Here is a 23,842-nt window from a genome sequence, read left to right as displayed (position 1 = left end):
GCCAATGATACGGATTCAGGACAATAGAACAAGATAATGTCATTTAAATCAGGTTGATCAGTCAAAGCACGTTATTGGCCTTAAATAAAGCTAGGCATTATACAATAGTCTGTACACGAAAATTGACAAAACCCATATCCCAAAACAATGTCTTGCACAGTATCCGAATGTTCTATTCAAACACGCAGGTATTCCGTTTTATCTCCCAGCCAGCGCTGCACATGGCGCTGCGCCCATTGCGGATAATCATTGAGCAATTCATCGGCCACGGCCTGCGCTGCTTCCAATAACGCGCCATCCTGTTCCAGATCGGCGAAACGCAATAACGGGATACCACTCTGACGCGCGCCCAGAAACTCACCCGGTCCGCGCAGGTGCAAATCCCGACGCGCGATTTCAAATCCGTCGGTATGCTCAAAAATAATTTTTAGCCGTTTTCGTGCAATTTCTGACAAAGGTTTCTGGTACATGAGTATGCAAACACTGGCGTCAACGCCACGGCCAACACGCCCGCGCAACTGATGCAGTTGCGACAGCCCCATGCGCTCGGCATTCTCAATCACCATCAATGACGCATTTGGCACATCCACACCGACTTCTATCACTGTAGTCGCCACCAGCAACTGGACTTCCCCGAGTTTAAAGCGCATCATAATTTCAGTCTTTTCCTGTGCCGACATTCGTCCGTGCACCAGTCCAACGCTTAACTCCGGAAAAGTCCGATTCAGACTGTCACAGGTTTCCACAGCTGTTTGTAACTGCAATGTTTCCGATTCTTCAATCAACGGACACACCCAGTAAACCTGTTTACCCTGCCTGCAGGCCTGCTGTATGCGCGCTACCACTTCATCGCGGCGGCTGTCGGCAACCAGCTTGGTCACCACCGGCGATCTGCCCGGCGGCAATTCATCGATAATCGACACATCCAGATCGGCAAAATAACTCATCGACAGCGTGCGCGGAATCGGCGTCGCGCTCATCATCAGCTGGTGCGGCAGGGTATCGGCATGCATGCCTTTCATACGCAGCGCCAACCGCTGGTGCACGCCAAAACGATGCTGTTCATCGATAATTGCCAGGCCCAACTGATGAAAACTGACTTGCTCCTGAAACAGCGCATGCGTTCCAATCGCCAGCATGGCTGCACCCGATTCAATGGCCGATAATACCGCCCGCCGTTCTTTTTTCTTCTGGCTGCCCGACAACCAGGCCACCTGGATATCCAGCGGTTCAAACCAGGCGACCATTTTCTGGAAGTGCTGTTCGGCCAGAATCTCGGTCGGCGCCATAATGGCCGCCTGATAACCATTCTCAATGGCCTGTAACGCAGCCATTGCCGCCACAATCGTCTTGCCGCTGCCGACATCGCCTTGCAACAACCGCTGCATCGGATGCTGCGATGCCAGATCACGGCTGATTTCAGTGATCACGCTTTCCTGCGCTGTTGTCAGCGTGAATGCCAGTTGCGCCTTGAATGCTTTCTGCAGCGTTTTCTTTTGCAGTAATTTCGGAGCCGTCAGGCTGCGCCGCTGGCGATAATGCAGGCGCATTGAAAGCTGTTGCGCGAGTAACTCGTCGAATTTAATCCGTTGCCAGGCCGGATGCGATCGCGTCTGCAGCAGATCAATCCGGGTGTCCGGTGGCGGATAATGCAAAGACAGTATGCTTTGTTTGAATCCGGGTAACTGGTTTGTCCTGACGATTTTTTCGGGTATCGTTTCATCCAGTAACGAAGCAAGCAATGGATTGTTCAAAACCTGATGAATCAGTTTTCCCAGCATCTTTTGCGACAATCCTGCAGTAATGGAATAGACCGGCGTCATGGCAACCGCCAATGGCTCATCTTCCGCGACGACGCGGCATTTCGGATGCACCATTTCCGCACCAAAAAAACCGTGCCGCACTTCACCGAGCAGCCGCACCCGCATTCCGGGGGCATATGCCTTAATCTGGCTGCCATAAAAATTCAGCAAGCGCATCACCAATATGCCGCTGTTATCCGCTACACGGCACACGAACTGACGCCTGGGTTTCGTCATAACTTCATGATCGACGATGGTGCCTTCAACCTGCACCACCCTGCCTTGCGGCGCTTGATCGATGGGAAACAAATGCGTTTCATCCTCATAACGGATAGGCAAATGCAGTATCAGATCCATCTCACTGCGTATACCCAGCCGCAGCAGCTTTTCCTGCATCTTCTGGCCGGGTGTCAATGCCTTGATGGATGTCCTGGGTGTAACAGTGTGGCCGGACACATTCGTTTCAATTTATGGTGCAACGTTTTGAACAAAGTATTGCATCATTTTTGTAGGTTCTATCCTTGTATGACCATGACGGCATCCATTTCGACCAATGCGCCGCGAGGCAATGCTTTGACGCCTATGGCCGCGCGCGCCGGATAGGGTTGATCGAAATAAGTCGCCATGATTTCGTTAACCAGGGCAAAATGATCGAGATCGGTCAGAAAAATGTTCAGCTTTACAATATCATTCAAACTGCCGCCACTGGCCGTCGCAACTGCTTTCAGGTTAAGAAATACCTGTTGTATTTGCGCATCGATGCCGTTGACCATCTGCATGGTTGAAGCGTCCAGCCCGATCTGCCCGGACATGTATACCGTCTCGCCGCCGCTGATCTTCACCGCCTGCGAATAGGTGCCGATCGCCTGAGGTGCGTGCTGGGTTTGAATAATTTGTTTGCTCATACAATCTCCTTAAATTTAAAAATATCGCAAATAATTGAATGTGCCAGCTTACCATTATTGAGCGGTGGCCGTCATCAGACGGTTTATATTCATTATTTTTCACCTTATTTCTGCAACAGCCAATTCATCAAAGACGAAGCATGTTGATTCTTGACTTTGACGGGCGTTTCTATCAAACGGGCATATTCACCAATTTCCTTCGCTTGCCCGTACTTATTTTTTCTCCGGGTTCAAACCAGGCTTCACCATTCGCCGCCGTTTTGTCCAGGCCGAAACCAGGCCACCATTTTTTTTCAAATTCCTGTGTTTCGGGATTATCTTCCTGAGGTGTCCGGGAATGATGTGTCATTTCTAGGCCCTTATAAATCAGTGTGGAATTCTCAGTACCCAATTCTTAGCGTACTAAGACGTAGTCCGAGCGAGCAGATTTTATTTCATCCCAATGTATCAGCAAAAAAAACAATTTTTATCCGATATTGATCGCATCGTATATTGTGATGACCCGAGAAGGTTGCCCGAAAATAGATTGCTCTCCTGTGGAAAAGCTATTTTGACCATATTTCCCGATTATTTTCGTTAAAATAGGACAACTATTCGCCTCAAATATTCAAGAAATCTGTCTCAAAATTGTTTCCTCGCTACGATCACTATTTCCGGACAGCTCGAAGCAACCTTTCACTGCGTCAAAACACGTCTATAATCAATATATTATATGTATAATACAATTTATACCAAAGACATCTATAGAAAATAACCTGCTCAGATATAATTACCCGTCATTAATTTAACATATTCGTTTAAGTTGTTCCTATGCATGAATCAAAACCAAAATTGATTATCCGAGGTGGAAACCCGCTACACGGAGAGATCCGCATTTCAGGTGCAAAAAATGCTGCGTTACCTATCCTGTGCGCTTCATTACTCACCGAAGAATCACTCAAGATTAATAATGTGCCCCGTTTAATGGATGTCACTACCATGCTGTCACTGCTCGCTCAAATGGGTGTCAAAGTACAGGCCGGAAATCCCAGTGACGTGATATTGTCCGCTGCAAATCTGACCGATCTGACAGCGTCCTATGAAATGGTTAAAACAATGCGTGCGGCTATTCTTTTACTTGGGCCATTGTTGGCACGCGCGGGCGAGGCAAACATATCCCTGCCGGGCGGCTGCGCTATCGGCATGCGGCCGGTCGATCAGCATATCAAAGGCCTGGAAGCGATGGGCGCTGAAATTTCGATTCAACACGGTTATATTCATGCTGTTGCCAAAAAACTGCACGGCGCACGGATTATTATGGATCTTGTCACGGTCACCGGAACAGAAAACCTGATAATGGCGGCAACGCTCGCACAAGGCACTACGATTATTGAAAACGCGGCGCGAGAACCGGAAGTTATCGATTTGGCCAATTGCCTGATTGCAATGGGCGCCAGAATCAAGGGTGCGGGCAGCGACATCATCACCGTTGAAGGTGTATCCGCTTTGCGGGGCACCGAATATACTGTCATGCCTGACCGTATCGAAACAGGCACATTCCTGGCCGCAGTCTGCGCCACAACAGGTGACGTCTTATTAAAGGATACAGATGCCCGCCTTCTGGACGCTGTGCTTGATAAACTGATGGAATGCGGCGCTGAAATCATGACCGGTGAACATTGGATTCATTTAAAGATGAACAAAAGACCCCGGTCAATTACTTTGCGAACAGCACCCTACCCGGCTTTCCCCACCGATATGCAAGCGCAATTCATGTCATTGAATTGCATTGCCGACGGCACTGCCGTAATCACAGAGACTATTTTTGAAAACCGCCTGATGCATGTTCAGGAATTAAAACGCATGAATGCGGATATCAAGGTAGAGGGACATACGGCGATTATCCGTGGCACTTCCCAACTTGATGGCGCCAATGTTATGGCAACCGATTTGCGCGCCTCGGCCAGCCTTGTCATTGCAGGATTGGTTGCGCAAGGCGAGACAGTTATTGACCGCATTTACCATCTTGATCGCGGCTATGAATCGATAGAAGAAAAACTCTCTCATCTGGGCGCCAAAATTGAACGTGCAAGCACGCTATCCATATGACAGCCATTTTCAGAACGCTTATCAGCTTACATGGCAGGATGTGTCTCACAGGAAACCGTTCTATTGCCATAAGGACACCGCAGCGTCCATAGGCACTGCACTGTTAAACTCCCTGGAATGAACGATTCAGGCCAACATGCCATCGACCAGCCGGATCTGGCGTGAGCAGCGCTGCGACAGATTTTCGTCGTGCGTAACCAATACCAGAGTAGTCCCGTGTTCACGATTGAGTTCAAACATCAATTCGATAATCTGCTTTCCGGTGACGGAATCGAGATTACCTGTCGGCTCATCGGCCAGCATTAATTTAGGGTCTGTTGCAAAGGCGCGCGCAATCGCCACACGCTGCTGCTCACCGCCCGAGAGTTGTTTCGGGTAATGGTGCAGACGCAGTTTAAGGCCAACACGTTCCAGAAATCTCTGCGCGGTTGTTCCGGCGGAACTGTTACCCGTGAGCTCGAGCGGCAACATGACGTTCTCTATCGCGGTCAATGCGGGAAGCAACTGAAACGACTGAAAGACAAAACCGAGGCGCTTTCCGCGCAAAGCAGCCCGGCTATCTTCATCAAGGGCAAAAATATCCGTTCCATCCAGATGAACTTTACCTGACGTCGGTGTATCCAATCCAGCAAGAAGCCCTAACAAAGTCGATTTGCCCGAGCCTGATGCACCGACAATTGCAATTGCTTCACCGGCATTCACTTCGAAATCGATGTCTTTTAGAATAGTGAGTTCTTCATCACCGGTACTTACACGCTTAGTGAGTGCATTTGTCCACAGAATCGGTTTTATTACAGAATTACTTACACCCATGAAAAATTTCCTAGCAATTAAAATTTTCTTTTTACTGGCAATATCCGCCATATCCACCACAACAGCGGCAACCGCACAACTGATGACAACCAGAACGACAACCATCATGGTATTTGGAGACAGCCTGTCAGCAAATTATGGCATACCCACTGAAGCCGGATGGGTTAACGTGCTAACGCATCGGCTGCAGTCACTTTCTCCTTTTTTTCAGGTTGTAAACACCAGCATCAGTGGCGAAACAACGTTTGGCGGACGCGGCAGGATTGAACAGGCGCTAAAAACACACCGTCCCGATATTGTTATCCTTGGCTTAGGCGCCAATGACGGCCTGCGTGGTTCAGCAATCAAGACAATTTACGAAAACCTTGAAGCCATTATTAAAATCTGTCAGCAATACAACGCATCAGTACTGCTTGTCGGCATGCAACTACCGCCCAATTATGGCATGACCTACACGCAAAAGTTCAAGAATATTTATCCGCTGCTTGCTGAACGCTATCAAATACGCCTAATTCCATTTTTAATGGAAGGTTTTGGAGAAAACCATGAATTTTTCCAGCCCGACGGCATCCATCCAACAATCCCGGCTCAAGAAAAAATTGTTGAAAATGTCTGGCATGTTTTGCATACGATGATTCAAGACGACATGGCGGCAATCAATTCAGAGCATTGAAATTTACCCGTTGAAACGTCTCAACAAACCGCATTGATGCACAATTGACATTGTGACCGGCCAAGGTTTCTAATGTTCAATCTGTTCGAGATGATCAATGAATGCTTGCAAATCAGTCGGCAACGGAGCCGTCAGCCTCATCCGCAGTCCACTCAACGGGTGTTCAAACTGGATGCTGCTTGCATGCAAAAACATTCTCGTTAAATATGGAATTGATCGCGTTTTACCTTGGTTTTTTGCGAGCTGCCGGTTTAATGCAAAATCCCCATACTTGTCATCACCAACAATCGGAAAACCCAAATGCGCCAGATGAACGCGGATCTGATGCGTGCGGCCTGTTTTAAGTTCAGCATCCAGCAAACTGTAATCTTGCCATGCCTTAATACGGCTAAACACGGTATGAGAAGCCATTACTTTACATCCCTGCTTATCGGATCGTGATTGATGGGTTGCAACCATAACACGCCTTTCGCCTTCTGCAGTAACATATTTTATAAGCGGAAACTTGACATTTTGCCGAACATTTGACCAGCTGCCTTTTACCATAACCTGATAATGCTTTCCAGTCTGACCAGCGCGGATCTGCTGGTGCAACTCAACCAGCGCAGCTCGTTTTTTTGCCAGCAACAATACTCCCGAAGTGTCCCGGTCCAATCGATGAACCAGCTCAAGAAACTTGAGATCGGGTTTTTGTGCGCGTAATTGTTCAATGACGCCAAAGCTGATACCGCTCCCGCCATGCACAGCCTGTCCGGACGGTTTATCTATGACCAGCAATGCATCATCTTCAAAAATTATGTCAAATGAATACTGTCTTGACTGCGGAATCGATTGTTGTGGTATTTGTTTCGTGACGGGTGTCTTGACGGGCGGAATCCGCAAAACATCGCCCAACTGCAGACGATACTGAAAATTGACACGCTTGCCATTGACGCGCACTTGTCCGCTGCGCAGCAACTGATAGATATGGCTTTTTGGCACATTTTTGAAACGTTTAAAGAAAAAATTATCAATCCGTTGATTGTCTCCATCTTCACTGATATTTTCCAAAACAACCGATGCATTCAACAGATTTCTTTTGCCTATATGCCGAGTTTTACCTATAATTCCCACTATGCAGTTCAATATATACTTAATTCGTTTGTAAAATGAATTCTCAGATGAAGTTCTCGATTCAGAGTTTCCTGTCTGAGAACTTCCCAGGAAGTTCTGGAAAAAATACAATCCAAAACAATTAACTATCTTTTAAAACAATATCTAATAATAGCAAAATTCATGAACTTATTTACTTGTTTATCTACAATAAATGAGAGTAATATTCGAGCATTAACAAACCAAACACATCAAAAATATAAAAACTAGAATTTTTAACATAAAAAATTGTCTATAAAAATTATAAATTACAAACCGACCCTAAATTACGTCATCTCAATTATGTTTTTGAAAATTTATCAATTGACTTGTGTAGAAACACGCTAGGCATTTAAATGAGACGAATGTTATTTAATGCAACACAACCTGAAGAGTTACGTGTTGCGACTGTTGACGGTCAAAAACTGGTTGACCTGGACATTGAATCTGTCAGTAAAGAACAACGTAAAAGCAATATATACAAAGCGGTCATCACTCGGCTTGAGCCCAGTCTGGAAGCTGCATTTGTCGATTATGGCTGTGAGCGCCATGGATTCCTACCGTTCAAGGAAATTTCGCCGTTCTGTTTAGGCGAGCAATCCGATATCTCGCCCAGTCGTATTCAGAGTTTTCTCCGTGAAGGACTGGAGCTTATCGTCCAGGTAGATAAAGATGAACGTGGCACCAAAGGCGCCGCATTAACAACGTATATTTCACTTGCGGGTCGTTATCTGGTATTGATCCCAAACAACCCCAACAGTGGTGGTGTATCGCGTCGCATTACCGGCGAAGAACGCAATGAGATGCGTGAAGTACTCGCCAAACTTGAAATACCCGAAGGGATGAGTGTCATCGCACGAACAGCAGGAATAGGACGCAGCGAGGAAGAACTGCAGTGGGATTTGAATTATCTGACACAGCTTTGGCATGCCATTGAGGAAGCCGCAAACAATCAAAGCGGTGTTTTTCTGATTTATCAGGAAAGCAGTCTGGTCATTCGCGCCATCCGCGACTACTTTAATTACGAAATCGGCGAAATACTCATAGACAGCCGCGAAATCTATGAACAGGCATGCCAGTTTATGATGCATGTGATGCCAGCCAATGTTGACCGCCTGAGATTCTATCACGACGATGTTCCGTTATTTTCACGTTTTCAGATAGAGCACCAGATTGAAACCGCATATTCAAGGCAAGTTACATTACCCTCTGGCGGGTCAATCGTAATAGACCATACTGAAGCACTGGTATCAGTAGATGTCAACTCTGCGCGTGCGATACGTGGGGCGGATATCGAGCACACGGCACTGAATACAAATCTTGAAGCAGCCGATGAAATCGCGCGGCAACTGCGCTTACGCGACCTTGGCGGGCTGATCGTCATTGACTTTATCGATATGGACGCTACACGCAATCAACGTGAAGTTGAAGCGCGCCTGCATGAAGCATTGCGCCAAGACCGCGCACGCGTTCAGGTTGGCAGAATTTCCCGTTTTGGCTTACTTGAATTATCGCGGCAACGGCTGCGGCCTTCATTGGGTGAAAGTAACTACGCTGCTTGCACACGCTGTCATGGCACTGGGTACATACGGGGAACCGATTCATCTGCATTGCATGTTTTGCGTATTCTCCAGGAAGAAGCGATGAAAGAACGCACTACCGCGTTGCATGTACAACTGCCAATAGATGTCGCCACTTATTTATTGAACGAAAAACGTGCTGAAATCTATGAGATTGAAGAAAGGCTCAAAGTCGATATTATTCTGATCCCGAATATCCATCTGGAAACACCGAAATATAAAATAACCCGCCTGCGCCACGAAGATGCCAAGCAAATTGAACCGCAGGCAAGCTACAAAATGGTCGAGAAAGTTACAGACGAATTCGTTCCTGAACTCACAGAAAAAAAACAAAAACAAGAGCGCCCCAAAGCCGCGGTTCAGGGCGTAACGCCTGCACAACCTGCACCAATCCGTGAAGAAAAATCCAGAGAACCCTCACTGTTGGATAAATTCTTTGGCTGGTTTAAACCGACCCATTCAGAAGTTGCAGAAAAAAAACTGGAACAGATCACGATTAATGAAAGAGCACATGCGCAGCCACAGGAAAAATCGGAAAAACAAAAAAGAAACACACGTGGACGCGGCCGTACACGCAATCGCAAAGATCATGCCCAAACAAAACAATCCAGTAACAATTCCGTTGAAGCCACTCCAAAAGACAGTAATACATTAATTGAAACACCACCTGGCGCAGACAACACACAACTTTTACAACAGGATTTGGACCAGGATCAAAATCGGGAACAGCTACAGTCACTGACCGCTGAAACATTTTCAGTCTCAGAAACAACGAATAATGCCGAACCCGCAACTGAATCAAAACCAAAGCCTGATGAAAAGAAACGCACTCGTAGACGCCGTAGTCTCAGACAACGCGATCGTTCGACACACATTAAGGAAACTGAAACATCCACGCCTGACGTGACAGATCAAATCGCGTATCAACAACCTGATGGCGATCAAGATACAGCGATTCCGTTAACGTACAAAACAGCGTCTGACACCGCCGAACAAGTCACTGTAGAACCACATGCCATGCAGAATATCGCAGTCGATTCCATTGCAAAAAAATCCGAATCAGAATTTGCTGCTCAGCCGCATGAATCACTCAATAAAGTGCACACAAGCAATCAGGATTCTTTCGATCCAGAAAACAGGATCGAATCAGAAGAAAGTAAGCTGGCTGTTTCCAATGAACCCATTGATGCCAAAATCCCTGAACAAACATCCCAGCCATCGAAACAATCCATTGCAAAAAAATCGAATCTCGAAGAAAGCGATCTGGTAATGGTCGAAACGCCACCGGAAAAAATAGAATTAGCCGATAACGAACAGCCCCAAACCAAACGGCGGCAAAGACGCAAGGCCAAAAGCTCGGCTGTCCTCGAAATCGGAGAATTGATGCAGGTCGAAACACGCGAATAACACCCGATAACCTATAAACCAACACTCCGATAATTGATTTATCTGATTAGGGTAATTGGACGCTTATATCAGCAACAGAATCCAACAACTTTTCGTGTCTTTCTGACACAGAATACAGGCACATGCAACAATATTTATGCAAAATCAATGCGCCTGTTCCCAATTCCTGCCAACACCAACATCAACCAGCAACGGCACATCCAGATTAATGACATTACCCATAAATTTTGGCAATTCTGCGCGTATCCGATCTACTTCGTCATCGGGCACTTCAAGCACAAGTTCGTCATGCACCTGCATAATCAATTTACTTTTCAGTTTTTCCTCGGATAACCATTGATAAACGGCAATCATTGCAAGCTTGATAATATCAGCCGCTGTCCCCTGCATGGGCGCATTGATGGCCGCACGCTCGGCACCCTGTCTACGGTTGCCATTGGCGTTATTAATATCCGGCAACCACAACCTGCGTCCAAGCACCGTTTCAACAAAGCCGTTTTCCCTTGCGCGATTACGGATGCGATCCATATAATCGGCCACGCCGGGATAACGTGAAAAATACCGATCCATATACGCACGTGCAGCGCTACGTTCTATGTTCAATTGTGTAGCAAGACCGAATTCCGACATACCGTAAATCAAGCCAAAATTAATGACTTTGGCATAGCGTCGTTTCTCCTGATCGATTTCTTCTACGGGCACAGCAAATATTTCGGAAGCTGTGGCGCTGTGTATATCTTCTCCAGCAGCAAAAGCCTTGAGCAATCCTTTATCCTGTGAAATATGCGCCATAATGCGCAACTCGATTTGAGAGTAGTCTGCTGAAATAATTTGACTACCCGGTTGCGCAATAAATGCTTCGCGAATCCGGCGGCCTTCGGTTGTCCGCACCGGAATATTTTGCAAATTGGGATCTGAGCTTGCCAGACGGCCGGTAACGGCAACTGCCTGGGCATAATTGGTGTGCACCCGCCCGGTATCCGGATTGACCATCTGCGGCAATTTATCGGTATACGTCGACTTTAATTTGGCCAGTACGCGATAATCCAGCAGAATTTTCGGCAAGGGATAATCCAGCGCCAACTTCTGCAGCACATCTTCATTGGTGGAAGGAACGCCTTTCGGCGTTTTTTTGATAACCGGCAATTTAAGCTGATTGAACAATATTTCCTGTATCTGTTTGGGTGAATTCAGATTAAACGAATGACCTGTAATCGAAAACGCTTGTTGTTCCAGCGCATTTAATTTCTCATTCAGTTCGTTACTTTGCCGATGCAAAAGCTGAATATCCAGCAAAACACCCTGACGCTCCATTGCAAATAAAACTTCCATGGCCGGCATTTCAATGGCCCGGTAAATATGGTTTTGCCGATCATCGGCCTGAATTCCGGGATACAGCGACTGATGCAACCGCAACGTCACATCCGCGTCTTCCGCTGCATATTCGGTTGCCTTCTCCAGCGATACGGCACTAAACGGGATACGCTGTGCACCTTTTCCGGTCACATCATCGTAACTGATCGTTTTTATATCCAAATGCCGCTGCGCGAGACTGTCCATGTTGTGCGGTTTGTGCGACTCGAGCACGTAGGATTGCAAAAGCGTGTCGTGCATAATGCCGTTCAAACAAATCCCATGATTCGCGAACACATGTTTATCATACTTCAGATTCTGTCCTACCTTGGGCTTGCCGGGATTCTCCAGCCAGGGTTTGAGTTTCTCCAGTACAGATGCCATTTCCAACTGTACAGGGGCGTCGATGTAATCATGTTCGAGCGGAAGATAAGCCGCATGCAGGCTCTCTACACTGAACGAAATGCCAACCAGTCTTGCTTGCATTGGGTTCAAACCGGTTGTCTCTGTATCAATGGATACCAGGGATGCATGGTTCAATTTGTCGATCCATTCCGCCAAATGCGCTTCGGTCAGAATCGTTTGATAATCAACTGCATTATTTTGTTGACCGCCTGGGATACTTTCACTGCCCGTCTCCGTCAAACCTGCATCGTTTTGCAGCCGCAATTCCTGCAAAGCCGTTTTCATGCTCAGTTCCTCATACATTGCCGCCAACCGTTCAGTATCCTGCGGTTTCGGTTCCAGATCTGTAACAGCCACCGGCAACGCTACATCGCATTTAATCGTAACCAGCTTCCGCGCAGTCTCAAACCAGCCCAGTGCCTTACGCAAATTGTCACCCACCACACCCTTGATTTCGTCAGCATGTGTAATAATATTATCAAGTGAACCGTATTCGGCAAGCCATTTGACGGCAGTTTTGGGCCCCACTTTTTCAACGCCCGGTATGTTATCCGCGCTGTCGCCGACCAGCATCAAATAATCCAGCATCTGTTCGGGCTTTACGCCAAACTTGGCATAGACTTTCTCCGAATCAAGAATCTCATTATTCATTGTGTTAACGAGCGTGATATGCGTATTCACCAATTGCGCGATATCCTTGTCGCCTGTTGAAATAATGCAACGCATGTTTTTCGCTACCGCCTGTTTTGCCAATGTACCGATGACATCATCCGCCTCAACGCCGTCGATAATCAAAATCGGCCATCCCATGGCTTCGATACAGATATGCAACGGCTCAATCTGCACCGCCAGATCGTCTGGCATTCGCGGGCGATGAGCTTTATATTCCAGATAAATTTCATCGCGAAAAGTTTTACCTTTTGCATCAAACACACACGCGCTATAATCGGCATGATAGTCTTTATGTAAACGACGCAGCATATTGAGTACACCATGGATCGCACCCGTTGGCTTATTTTCGCGACTGCGCAAATCCGGTAACGCATGATAAGCGCGATAAAGATACGATGAACCATCAACCAGCAGTAATGTTTTCATTTAAAAAGAATTCCTATGAGCCTGGAAAATAAACCCGCCATGACACTTTCTCTTGAAAAACTGTGGTCGGCAAGAGAATCATGGCGCTTATTTGGAATTATGGCAGAATTTGTCGAAGGAACGGAGCGCCTTGATACAATTCAACCCGCAGTCAGTATTTTTGGCAGCGCACGCACCGATCCCAGTCATCCCCACTATAAACTGACCGAACAAATTGCGCGGCTTCTTTCGGATGCCGGCTTCTCGGTTATTTCAGGCGGCGGACCCGGAATTATGGAGGCTGCAAACAAAGGCGCTTTTTATGGAAAATCACCGAGTGTCGGTCTGAATATCCAGCTGCCAAACGAACAGCACCGGAATGCTTATCAGGATATCAGCCAGTCATTTCGTCACTTTTTTGCGCGCAAATATATGTTTATCAAATTTGCCACAGCGTATGTCGTTATGCCGGGCGGATTCGGTACACTGGACGAATTACTGGAGGCGTTAACACTGGTGCAAACTGGAAAAACCCGTAAAATGCCAATCATTCTTGTTGACACAGGTTTCTGGCAGGGACTGATCGACTGGTTCAGAAATACACTGATTGCAGAAGGGTTTATTTCACCCGAAGATATGGATCTCATACAGATTATCGATGAACCATGTGAGGTCGTTAACGCAATCTTCAAGTATTATGAAACGCGCGGTTTTGTGCCGAGCGCAGAAGAAAGAGAAATTCAATTGAATCTGTAGCAACAAACAGGCACTAATTTAGGTAAAATACACAAAATACCGATCAATACTTGGAATGCTTGATGTGCAACACCGGAACCACCATGTACAGATTATCTTTAATTTTATTATTCTGTTTTTCGCTATCTTGTGCAATGCCGCTGATAGCGCAATCCGACGTACCCAAAGATCTGGTACCGCTGCCTGAGATCCCTGAATTACCAGAATTATCCGATTCGGACTTACCTGAATTGGCCGCTCCGCCACCGCTACCGCCTGACATGGACATAGACCCGGATCTTGAACCGCAGATTACCATTATCAAACGTGGAGAAGATACCATTGAAGAACATCGCCTCAATGGCGAACTCTATATGATCAAGGTGATTCCACGTGTCGGTTTTCCCTACTATCTGGTCAAAAACCGTGGCCGCCTTAATGCACACCCGGGCGAGCCAGGCAGTAATGTCAGCGCGCCCATGTGGCGTATTCTGGAATTCTAATTTACGTGAAACATAACGGCATCGACCATTTGTCTATTGCGACTCACGCATTTAACTTGAAAATTCACGCTTCCCCGTCTTATTTTTTTTAACGCATGTCTGTTTTTACACCCGTCACAGAAAATCAACTCTCAGACTGGCTGAAAAACTATGCTCTCGGAGAACTCATTGAGCTTCAGGGCATTTCTTCCGGCATAGAAAATACAAATTTTTTCGTCACTACTTCGCAAGGACGGTTCGTACTGACGCTATTTGAGAAATTGACAGCGGATGAATTGCCGTTCTACCTGAATTTAATGGCGCATCTTTCAAGCCAGCAAATCCCTTGTCCAAACCCCGTACCCATGCTGGACAACCGATTATTTGGCGTATTAAACGGAAAACCCGCAACCATAGTCACATGCCTGCCGGGGAAATCTCTGATAAATCCCATCGAAACGCACTGCACCCAAGTCGGCATGATGCTGGCAAAAATGCATGTATGCGGACAAAGCTATTCCGCAACAATGGAAAATCCACGCGGATTAAAATGGTGGCAGGCCAGTGCACTTAAAATAAAGCCTTTTCTCAATCAGGAAGAACAATCGCTGCTTGATGATGAGCTGGACTACCAGTTATCTCATCAACCACAGAATATTCCCAGAGGCGTCATCCATGCCGACCTCTTTCGTGACAATATTCTCTTCACCGACCATAATATTGGCGGTGTTATTGATTTTTACTTCGCCTGTAACGATAGTTTATTATACGATTTGGCTATCGTCATAAATGATTGGTGCATTACCGAAAACAGAATGCTGGATGAAACTCGCACATTATCTTTACTCAAGGCTTATCACAGCGTCCGGCCGTTAACACCGGATGAGTACTATGCCTGGCCTGTTATGCTGCGCGCCGGGGCTTTGCGGTTCTGGATTTCCCGTTTGTATGATTTTCATTTGCCACGCCCGGGAGAACTCACACACGCCAAAAATCCGGATGACTTCAAGATGTTGTTGTTTAATCATTCAAACGATAAATTCAGATTGAAACAGCGCTGGATCTAGGAAATTGACCCGGTTTTCCGGCCTATAAATGTACACATAAAATCGTCATATCGAACTTAACAACTGGAGAAACATCAATGGAAATTCATCAAGTCAGCGCCAAACATGGATGGCATTGGATCGCCAATGGCTTTCATATGTTCCGCAAGGCGCCACTGATTTGGGTATTGGTCTGCTTTACCCTGCTCTTGATCGCCATGACGCTCGCTTTAATCCCCATCCTCGGGCAATTTATATTTACACTGATCTCACCGGTTTTTCTGGCGGGTATTATGATCGGATGCCGCGAGCAGGATCAGGAAAGACAACTGGAAATCGCTCATCTGTTTGTTGCATTTAAAACCAATGTCGCGTCACTCGTTACTGTTGGCGGCATTTATCTCATCGGTCAGGTATTGATTATCGGCCTGGTGATGATGATCGGCGGCAGCCAGATGACGGATATGTTGCTCTACGGAAAAAGAGTGGACGAAAGTGAACTGATCCATGTCATGGACAACATGCTGACGGCCTCATTGATAGCCCTGTTACTCTCTATCCCATTGATGATGGCTGCCTGGTTCTCGCCGTTACTGGTTGTTTTCCATAATCTTCAACCCATTTCGGCAATGAAAATAAGCTTTTTCGCCTGCCTGAAAAATATAATACCGTTCCAGCTGTATGGCATACTGCTGATTATTTTCAGCCTGATTGCATTTATGCCCTATGGTGCTGGCCTTGTAATACTGATACCGACTATTTTTGCTTCTATTTACGTGAGCTATAAAGATATCTTCCTGGGCGAGGAGATTAGTATTTCAGACGACTATTACCCGAAAGCGGATTATCAAAAAGCAACCTGGTCAGACACTGAGGTCGATTCCGAACCGGTCAAAAAAGAAGAGAAAGCCGAGGAAAAAACAACAGAACGCAAACAACGCGACACCTATTCCGAAAAGAGTCCGCTTGCCGCCGAAGGTGATATCGTTGAATGCCATCAATGCAAGATACTTATCCCCAAAGAAGAAGCGATTCGCTTTCAAGGACATTTTTTCTGCAGCGACGAGCATTTTCAGCAATATCAGGACAGCATGGATGTTAATTCAAAAAACTAGTGCTTAGCGGATAGATTTTTGACTTTCGGTTGAGTGAATTTAGACTGGACCAAGCACCGGTTCTACTGGCGTAATTTAAGTCCGATCGTGCTGTCTCATCGCTTCATCGGATTATTTGACAAAATGGTCGATACACGCTTTTCTCTCAGCCGGCGTCATATAACTGGATCGCTGATAACCTGGCGTTATTCCCAGTTTCTCCAGCTTGCCGATCCACAATGGATTGTAGGGCATTAATTCACATGATTTGACACCATGCCGGTCAAGAAACGCAGCAATACCCTTAAGATTTTGTTCCGTTGCAGTAATATCAGGAATCAAAGGAATTCTTGGAATGACCGGTATCCCGGCCTCCGCGATCAATCGTGAAAAATTCTCGAGGATCCGCTGATTGGACCGTCCGCAGTACTGTTTGCTCTCCACTGCATCGATCAACTTTATATCGAAATAAATCAAATCCAGCCAGGGCAACATTTTCTCTTTAAAGGCTTGATACTGGAAAAAACCGCTTGTTTCCAGCGCCGTATGGATGGCTTCGTGCTTTAATGCCTGCAACAAGCGACTGGCAAAATCCATCTGTAACGTTGGCTCACCGCCCGATAATGTAACACCGCCGCCGGTTGATATGAAAAAGGGCTTATCCTGGCGCAAACGATACATCAATTCATCGACGCTGTACCAGGTGCCAATCACATCGCCATGCACATCCGGTTCCGGCAAAAACTTTTTTCCTTCAGGATTCTGACACCAAACACAGGAAAGCGGACAACCCTTAAAAAAAACAGTCGTGCGGATTCCCGGCCCATCCTCACTGCTATCGCGTTTGATATCGAAAATTAGTCCTTTATCGTTCATCTGCATCCATAAGCAGCGCCTGAACGCTTTTACCGATGGCACCAAATTTAAACATGTGACCAAAGTTTCCCGTAATTTGAACCAGATTCTCAAGCAGCAACTGCACGACATCGACGTCCGGGCGTTCGGCCAGTCCAAGTATGGCTTTTGCATCCTTGAACCGAATCACCAGATCCACTTTGTCCGGATCCTGTTCGATCCGATCCGCTTTTGATTCACTCAACACCTCGGTATCCACAATTGCACAGGGATTAAACCGCTTACCGAAGGGCGTATCGATATACAGCGCGGCCGGATCCGGACAAAAACGAATCAACACATTCATATCATCTGCCGGTTTTCGCGTACGAATTAGGATTTTCCCCTGATAATAACGAATACCGCCGGGTGCATAGGGATCCTTGATGACAAAATTTTCCTGAAAAAATTCTTGCGCCTGTTGTGCTTTACTGTCACTCAGTCCCTCGCTAATCAAAAAGCCAAAACCGAGTTTAATCAGTGCAGCCATACCATTGGCAAGAATCTTGCCTTCCGCGCGGCTCAATAATCCGGTCAGTTCATCATTACGCTCACCCAAATGAAGACCGGTTTTCAAAATAGTGTGTATGCCTTGCGGCATTGCAGGAAGCGTCGCGTGCATATCAGGCTCCTATTTTTTCAAGGGTTGCGTGCTGTTCGACACCGCTTTTCATATCAAAATTGGCGCGATCGATTATTTCCTTCCGCATTTGCGGACTCAGCGTCACATAATACGCCGAATATCCCGCCACACGTATCATCAAATCCTTATAAGGCGCCAATGCTTGCTGCTCTGCTTCCCCGGCACCCGCTTCGCTTGCCGCCGTCGCAGCTTTGTCGGCAGCAATGAAATCTTCAATGGATGTCACACACAACTGCACCAGAACTCCATCCTGATCCATGAATGTTTTCATATGGGTCGCGAACAAATCCGTATCTTCGTTGAAATAGTCTTTGCCACGCGGCGTCAGACTGAGATTGTAGGTATATCCATTCAGCACCGTATCCGGGTTAACACTGGCAACTGACAGCATATGATCCAGCAGCATAACCGGTTCGCCGTTAGGCTTGACAATACCCGGACACGGCGTAATGCCACTGGCAAAAGGCGCGTTGTCATGACGGCCATTTGGCGTTGCCTTGTACAACAAGCCAAAACCGGCATGATTGGTCATACTCCAGTAACCTGTTAAATACCGCCCGCCGCGATGCGTGCGATATTTGAAAAAAGTATCCTGAATCATTTTGGTCAGCAAGCGCGTATATTTCACCGCCATTGCGTTATTAAAAATACCGCCAGGCGTCTCATCGACACCCGCGCCATATTTTGGCGCAACCCGGATCATTTGCATGCATTCCTGCAGACGCTCAGGTTTCAGTGCCACGGGTGTCTGCTGTGTACTGCTGGAAAAATGTTTTTTAATCAGATCAATGAATGTTCTGAGAAAATTCTGGCGCTCATTGACTGGAAGCCGTTGCGGCTCGAAATTTGCATCCAAAACAGCGATCAACTCATCAGCTGTCATTTTGCCACTGAAAACCAGTGCATCAATCACACAAAACGAATCGATAACATCTGCAAGCCCGATAACGGCAACGCCTGAAGAATTATATTTGGCGCCACCGGAAGACACATCGCGGAATTTGGCGCCATGGCCGTCCGGAATATTCGTTGGCCCGTCAAATAGCCCCGACAACAATGGCGATGGACGCACTTTTTCCAGCGTGCGGCCGAGGTAATTATTAAACTGAACGCAATGCCGCGCCATTTCATCCAGTTGAAAACGGAAGCTGTCGATAAATTCCTCCATTGAATCCATTTCTCCGAGCGGCCGTGTCGTATAGTCCGGTTTGCCGTAGAATAGATTCGGATCATGTTTACCGATGCCGTCACTACGGTGCTTGCCGCCAAACATGGCCAGTTCAAGTACCGCCGGCAATACCAGCAATGTTGACCCGGTATGACCATAATGCTTGTGATCGGCATTTTGCTCAATGCAGCCGATGGATGCATAATCATGTGCATCCGTTAAGGCTTCGCCCATGGTGACATGGTCATGACGGGCATAATAGTTCGCCATGCTGTGTATTACCGGCACATCACCATGCAAGGCGGGAGTTGCACGGGTAATCAGATTGACCTGGCAAATACGTTTGAGATAGGACGATACTTGATCGGGCCCGAGCGGCGAGCCATCCGCTGCGCGATGGTGAACATCCTTATGATAACGCGCATGAACATTGGGATCGCGTATGGACAGCATTTCCGTGGCTTTGAGAATGATATAAGTCATATCATTGACCGCATCCACGGTCTTTCCGTCAACATAATGGGTGCCGCCCACAGTGAGCGCCTGATTTGATCCACTGCCCGCAAAAAGTACTTCGGCCGTTTCCGGAGACAAGGGTACATGATCCGAACAGCGCAAAAAGAAGTGGCACATTAATTCAACCGCATGCCTGGTATAGGCAGCCTTAGCCGCCTCATCCGGTTGCTGCCGCCAGTCGTTCAAATAGTAGTCATTCAAAGTCTGATCGAGCCGTCCGGGAGACAAACCAAAGTTGGTATTTTCCTGCAGCAGGAGGTGATAACATATCCAGACTGCTGTCAATGCCTCTGCAAGCGTTTCAGCGGGTTTTGCCGGAATCTTGCGGCAAATTCTGGCCAATTCGACATTTCCGACCTGTTCTGACGCATCCGCAAGATGCGCTGCATACTGCTTGACGCCTTCATAAACAGTAATGACCGCTTCGGCAAATTCCTGTTGCGCCGCAGTTAGCCCGCTCGTTCCCGCATCTTCGATATCTTTCTGCAACTGTGTAATCAATCCATCCAGACCGTACTTTAATACGCGGCCAAAGTCCGGCGTGGTATGGGAAACTGCGGTTGCCTTGTCGGTCAGATAGAACGCAACACGTTCAAACAGTTCCTGACATTTCGGCGTTTCACCGGCACGCTTTTTTAACGGTGGATCAATAGACGGTTGATCGCCGACCATGCCGCCATCAACGGTATCTCTTTGATCATTGGCGTAATCAACCGTGTCATAATCGGAATAACGCGCCACTTCCTGAACCGTGCGCCGCTCAAGCCAGAAAGGAAAAATTTCCTCATTTAACCGTTTAGCGACTTCCGGTTTGATTTTGAAAGGATTTTGCGCTCTTGTTGCTATTGTTTCCAGTTCCGGCCAGATACAGTAACCGCTCATATCCATATGCACCACCGGACCGACAAAGCTTGTGGTCGTCTGCCCCGGCAATAAATCCGTTTTTCTGACTATCGGTGTTTTATGACTGAATATATATTTCAACGCCTGCGCGCGCCGTGTTGTCGGGGGTAACGTCTCATTTTCCGGCTTGCGAACGAATTCGGTGAGCAAACGCGGCAATTCGTCACAGACTTCAGGTATCCATTCCGGATCAAACAGTTGATTACGCCACGACTGAATCACGGGAAAATCACTGAGTTTGATATGACCCAGCGTCAAATCACTCAATGTCTTTATTTTGTCGGGGGAATCATTGGGTATAGGGAAATTGTCAATGCTGTCATCCAAGACCGTGGCACCCACAGTGCCATGTTCAAGATCAATCTGTATACCGCCCCGATTCAGGTTTGCTGTTTGCATCGTGCAGTCCCTCCTGTCTGATTATTGCAGCGTATCCAATCCAATCGCCAGTCTATGGTGCTGCCACGCGTTATCGAGTAGCAAGAAATAACCAAACAACTGGTATTTATACGCCTCCGGATCAACCGAAGAATGAAATGGCACACTCAACGCCGTCGAATAAATTAACTGTCCTAAATAAAGACCGTCTGCTATTTCAACAAGTTCATCGAGACAGAAGCCAATCGGCGTAGGCCCGCCTATCATTGGAAAACGATAATGGAACTGGAAAACTGTTTTCTTTTTTGTGGCGCCGTTGTTCATCGCCAAAATCGATTCCCTGTCATCGGTACCCAGAAAAATGTAGCCCTGTCGTGCAAATGGCGTCGGTCCTTGTGCCGCAGCCGCCAGCAGGGAAGCATCGGGAGCGTGATAATTCATATCCACAATGCGCATCAGCGGATCGGCGGCGACAATGCGTTTGTCCTGAATATTGCTTCCGTCAACCCAATGCGTCGCGGCCTCGTGTTCCCAGAATGCTTTATCCTCATCCGACATACCCCGATCCCAGGCGCCGCTCTTGAGATGTTGTGCATAAACACCTTCAGCATCCCAAAAGTGTGCTTTATTCTTTTCCACAAGACTATAATGCGGCCTGCTGGCCAAAAAAGACTTGAGTTCATGAACACGCTCAGGATAACGATCAGCCAGATCACTACTTTCATCCAGCAGCATGCTCAGTTTGCGCCCCGAAATCTTTTCAAAACATTTGCCGGCCCATGGAAAAATAAATTTTCCAATAGTGTGCCATGTCATATTAAGCAGATTGGGCAGGGAGTGGTTATCCAGTATATTGGCCAGCGAACTTGGGAAAAGCCCTGCATCCTCATAACGATCATGCATATCCGGCATGAATGTTTCCGCAAACCCGCAGTGCAGATTGAGCGTGGCGCCATGATAGTAGTCAAATCCGGTCGTATGCGCAGGCTCGCCATACCAGTTGTTTGTTTCTTTACTGTCCAGGCGGCAGTTATATCCCTTTTCACCGCTGCCCTGAAATAAACCGTTTTTAACAATCGGGGCTACGCCACGGCGAAACAAGGCATTGAGTTTTTCAAAATGTTTTAGCTGATCCTGTGGATTGCTTTGTACGGAAATCTCGTGGCTGATGCGCTGCAGCATCTGCAGTATGGACTCCCCATCCATGCGCATGTCTTCTACAAAATCATCCTGCTCGCCCAAAGGCGAGGCTTCGAGGATAAACGTTGTAAATTTACGCGCCAACCCCGGATTCTGTTTCCAATCTACGGCCCAATCGGAAATTTCCGGCCATTGCTTATTGTGCTCAGCAGCTACAGCCGGCTTGCGGAAATCAGCGGCCGTGACCGATTGATCATAGCCCAGCTCGTGAAAACCTATTTCACCCTTGCGTGGGCGCAACTGCGGAAAAGCCTCATCCGCATAAAATGCTTTTGCGTAATCAGGGTCAACCATCAAGAAGAAGCCATTATTTTGATAGCCGTAATACTGAGCGTCATCCTGCTGCCCTAATCCAACAAGGCGTTTTAATTTCTCCCAGAGGCCGCGTTCCGGGTAATTCTCGCCGATCGACATGACCTCATCATTGGGCAGTGTTATGCTGCCAAGACTGTAATGACGTGTCGCAAAAACCAACTGACCGAGATAAATACCGTCATCAATACGCACGATTTCATCTATCAAACGCGTCATCGGATAACTCGGCTTCAATTCAGGCCAGCGGTAATTCAGTTGGTACACCGCCTTGCCGTTCATTTCGGGCACCACTGATTGACCCGGGTTACAGAGAAAATACCCGCCCGTTTTACTGTAGGGAATTGCTTTTTCCTTCGCCAGATTTTCAGGTAAAAGCTGACCATCAAACCCTTCTGTCGCGGGATTCAGCGGGCGGTCTTTCAGATGCCATAATTGCGTCAGCGCGGGAAGGCCAATCGCCTGGATAATATTTGGATCCGGCGGCTCACGAAAGTAATTGCGGCCAATACGCGTTGTTTCGGGATTAAATGCATTGACCATCTGCGTATGATTGTCTGTTTTTTCAGCAACAATATCACGTGAAACAGGTTCAAATGTCTTGCCCATCCACAAACCGGTATCCGCATAAGTCGCATTCCACGCCGTTGCCATCCATTCCATATTGGCGATAATGGAACGTTCATTTACTTCTGTTTCACCGGTATTCCTGAAGTAATCGCTATCCCGGATAGAAACAGGAATACCGATCATTGGACCACTAAGAACTTCAGCTTTTCCACATTTGAACAATGTTTCAAGCTTTTGATGAATGCCAGGTCAGGCATGTTTTTGATTGTTATCAGCGAGAACACGCTGATATTGGGCGAGCATCGTAAAAAAACTACCCTTGTAATCCTGTTCCAAAATGGCATTCAGAACATTTTCAAGGTATTGCGCTTCACCGTTTGAGCCGGTGAGAAAATTCCTGCTGCTGAGAAAGGCTGCCATAATAAAACCCTCCTTAAGTTTTGATCATGGCATATTCGATTATGAATTGCAATCAAACGACTCGTACCACGGACTTATGTAAACATAGGGACTGAGCAGACTATAGCAAGGAGCAAGTAGTTACAAAAAATGAAAAAGGTCAGGGACAACATATTTGACCACGCAAATATGCTGCCCACAATGCCACACCATCGAAACTCGAATGTGCCGAAGCAAAGCTTCTTGGTTACCTCCGCACAATTTCAGT

General features: G+C 47.0%; 18 protein-coding genes. 7 read left to right on the top strand and 11 right to left on the bottom strand.

Annotated elements, in window-relative coordinates:
- Positions 1–176: 176 nt before the first annotated feature.
- The 3 genes from recG to MRK00_10945 form a co-directional block, all read right to left on the bottom strand.
- Positions 177–2,198 carry an ATP-dependent DNA helicase RecG gene (gene recG, locus MRK00_10955; GenBank protein ID MDR4517890.1) on the bottom strand — a complete coding sequence of 674 codons (2,022 nt, stop codon included), beginning with the start codon at positions 2,196–2,198 and terminating at the stop codon, positions 177–179.
- A 119-nt stretch (positions 2,199–2,317) separates the two neighbouring features.
- Positions 2,318–2,707, bottom strand: a complete 390-nt coding sequence (locus tag MRK00_10950; protein ID MDR4517889.1) for a RidA family protein — start codon at positions 2,705–2,707, stop codon at positions 2,318–2,320.
- A 172-nt stretch (positions 2,708–2,879) separates the two neighbouring features.
- Positions 2,880–3,056, bottom strand: coding sequence for a hypothetical protein (locus MRK00_10945; protein ID MDR4517888.1), 177 nt, complete (start codon positions 3,054–3,056; stop codon positions 2,880–2,882).
- A 461-nt stretch (positions 3,057–3,517) separates the two neighbouring features.
- On the opposite strand from MRK00_10945, the gene murA reads away from it, so the two are divergent.
- The gene (murA, locus tag MRK00_10940; GenBank protein MDR4517887.1) at positions 3,518–4,795 is read left to right on the top strand and encodes a UDP-N-acetylglucosamine 1-carboxyvinyltransferase; all 1,278 of its coding nucleotides are present in this window, start codon (positions 3,518–3,520) and stop codon (positions 4,793–4,795) included.
- Positions 4,796–4,921: 126 nt separating this feature from the next.
- Here the strand turns inward: murA and MRK00_10935 are convergent, their stop codons facing one another.
- Positions 4,922–5,608 carry an ABC transporter ATP-binding protein gene (locus MRK00_10935; GenBank protein ID MDR4517886.1) on the bottom strand — a complete coding sequence of 229 codons (687 nt, stop codon included), beginning with the start codon at positions 5,606–5,608 and terminating at the stop codon, positions 4,922–4,924.
- Positions 5,609–5,690: 82 nt separating this feature from the next.
- On the opposite strand from MRK00_10935, the gene MRK00_10930 reads away from it, so the two are divergent.
- Positions 5,691–6,281, top strand: a complete 591-nt coding sequence (locus MRK00_10930; GenBank protein ID MDR4517885.1) for an arylesterase — start codon at positions 5,691–5,693, stop codon at positions 6,279–6,281.
- A gap of 69 nt (positions 6,282–6,350) precedes the next feature.
- Here MRK00_10930 and MRK00_10925 read toward each other — a convergent pair whose 3' ends face one another.
- Positions 6,351–7,352 carry an RluA family pseudouridine synthase gene (locus MRK00_10925; GenBank protein ID MDR4517884.1) on the bottom strand — a complete coding sequence of 334 codons (1,002 nt, stop codon included), beginning with the start codon at positions 7,350–7,352 and terminating at the stop codon, positions 6,351–6,353.
- Positions 7,353–7,768: 416 nt separating this feature from the next.
- On the opposite strand from MRK00_10925, the gene MRK00_10920 reads away from it, so the two are divergent.
- Positions 7,769–10,399, top strand: coding sequence for an Rne/Rng family ribonuclease (locus MRK00_10920; protein ID MDR4517883.1), 2,631 nt, complete (start codon positions 7,769–7,771; stop codon positions 10,397–10,399).
- A 144-nt stretch (positions 10,400–10,543) separates the two neighbouring features.
- Here the strand turns inward: MRK00_10920 and polA are convergent, their stop codons facing one another.
- Entirely contained in the window at positions 10,544–13,255 is a 2,712-nt protein-coding gene (polA, locus tag MRK00_10915; GenBank protein MDR4517882.1) for a DNA polymerase I, read from the bottom strand.
- 15 nt (positions 13,256–13,270) lie between these two features.
- On the opposite strand from polA, the gene MRK00_10910 reads away from it, so the two are divergent.
- The 4 genes from MRK00_10910 to MRK00_10895 all read left to right on the top strand — a co-directional run bounded on the left by MRK00_10910 (position 13,271) and on the right by MRK00_10895 (position 16,612).
- A complete protein-coding gene (locus MRK00_10910) occupies positions 13,271–13,990 on the top strand; it encodes a TIGR00730 family Rossman fold protein (protein ID MDR4517881.1) in 720 nt (239 codons plus the stop codon).
- 83 nt (positions 13,991–14,073) lie between these two features.
- Positions 14,074–14,472, top strand: coding sequence for a DUF2782 domain-containing protein (locus MRK00_10905; protein MDR4517880.1), 399 nt, complete (start codon positions 14,074–14,076; stop codon positions 14,470–14,472).
- A 95-nt stretch (positions 14,473–14,567) separates the two neighbouring features.
- Entirely contained in the window at positions 14,568–15,518 is a 951-nt protein-coding gene (locus tag MRK00_10900) for a homoserine kinase (protein MDR4517879.1), read from the top strand.
- A gap of 77 nt (positions 15,519–15,595) precedes the next feature.
- Positions 15,596–16,612 (top strand): hypothetical protein, encoded by a 1,017-nt coding sequence (locus MRK00_10895; GenBank protein MDR4517878.1) that lies wholly within the window; start codon positions 15,596–15,598, stop codon positions 16,610–16,612.
- A 111-nt stretch (positions 16,613–16,723) separates the two neighbouring features.
- Here MRK00_10895 and MRK00_10890 read toward each other — a convergent pair whose 3' ends face one another.
- The 5 genes from MRK00_10890 to MRK00_10870 all read right to left on the bottom strand — a co-directional run bounded on the left by MRK00_10890 (position 16,724) and on the right by MRK00_10870 (position 23,595).
- Entirely contained in the window at positions 16,724–17,467 is a 744-nt protein-coding gene (locus tag MRK00_10890; GenBank protein MDR4517877.1) for a radical SAM protein, read from the bottom strand.
- The gene (locus MRK00_10885; protein ID MDR4517876.1) at positions 17,457–18,107 is read right to left on the bottom strand and encodes a hypothetical protein; all 651 of its coding nucleotides are present in this window, start codon (positions 18,105–18,107) and stop codon (positions 17,457–17,459) included. Before MRK00_10885 ends, MRK00_10890 begins: the two co-directional genes overlap by 11 nt.
- Before the next feature lies 1 nt (position 18,108).
- Positions 18,109–21,114: a formate acetyltransferase gene (locus MRK00_10880; GenBank protein ID MDR4517875.1), complete on the bottom strand. Its 3,006-nt coding sequence runs from the start codon at positions 21,112–21,114 to the stop codon at positions 18,109–18,111.
- Between the two features lie 21 nt (positions 21,115–21,135).
- Positions 21,136–23,358, bottom strand: coding sequence for a hypothetical protein (locus MRK00_10875; GenBank protein ID MDR4517874.1), 2,223 nt, complete (start codon positions 23,356–23,358; stop codon positions 21,136–21,138).
- 66 nt (positions 23,359–23,424) lie between these two features.
- A complete protein-coding gene (locus MRK00_10870; GenBank protein ID MDR4517873.1) occupies positions 23,425–23,595 on the bottom strand; it encodes a hypothetical protein in 171 nt (56 codons plus the stop codon).
- Between the last annotated feature and the right edge of the window lie 247 nt (positions 23,596–23,842).

The organism is Nitrosomonas sp. (assembly GCA_031316255.1).
GTDB lineage: Bacteria > Pseudomonadota > Gammaproteobacteria > Burkholderiales > Nitrosomonadaceae > Nitrosomonas.
Note: the sequence above shows the minus strand (reverse complement) of the source record. Positions and strands in the feature narration are given on the sequence as shown.